The following is a 497-nucleotide window of genomic DNA, read 5'->3' as shown; positions in this document are numbered from 1 at the left end:
TGGTCGCGATAGTATTCGGCCATCGTAATGCCGGTGTAGATGGATGCCTCGCGGGCACTTACCGGCATGTTCGAGGTATTGGCTATGAGGATGGTCCGTTCCATGAGCGAATGACCTGTTCTCGGATCGATGAGCAGCGGAAACTCCTTCAGTACGTCAGTCATTTCATTGCCGCGTTCGCCGCAACCGATGTAGACGATTATGTCGGCATCACACCACTGGGCGATCGAGTGCTGGGTCATGGTTTTGCCGGTTCCGAATCCTCCGGGGATGGCAACCGTACCACCTTTTGCCAAAGGAAAGAGCGTATCGATAACCCTCAGGCCGGTAATAAGCGGCTGCTTGAGGGCAAGGCGCTTTTCAACCGGCCTTGGGAGCCTGATCGGCCATCGCTGCAGCATGCATATCTGCTCTTGATGCCCGTTGGGCAGCACGACGGTTGCCAGGATATCCTCGATGGTATACTCTCCCGGCTCGACAATTTCACTGACCACTGC

1 pseudogene is annotated in these 497 nt (G+C 55.7%); it reads right to left on the bottom strand.

What is annotated here, in order from left to right:
• Positions 1–497, bottom strand: a pseudogene (locus B3F49_RS12315) (V-type ATP synthase subunit A); the annotation flags it as partial.

This window comes from Sphaerochaeta sp. UBA5836 (genome assembly GCF_002432845.1).
Lineage (GTDB): Bacteria > Spirochaetota > Spirochaetia > Sphaerochaetales > Sphaerochaetaceae > Sphaerochaeta.
The sequence above is the reverse complement of the archived record's forward strand: the minus strand, read 5'-3'. Positions and strand labels throughout refer to the sequence as shown.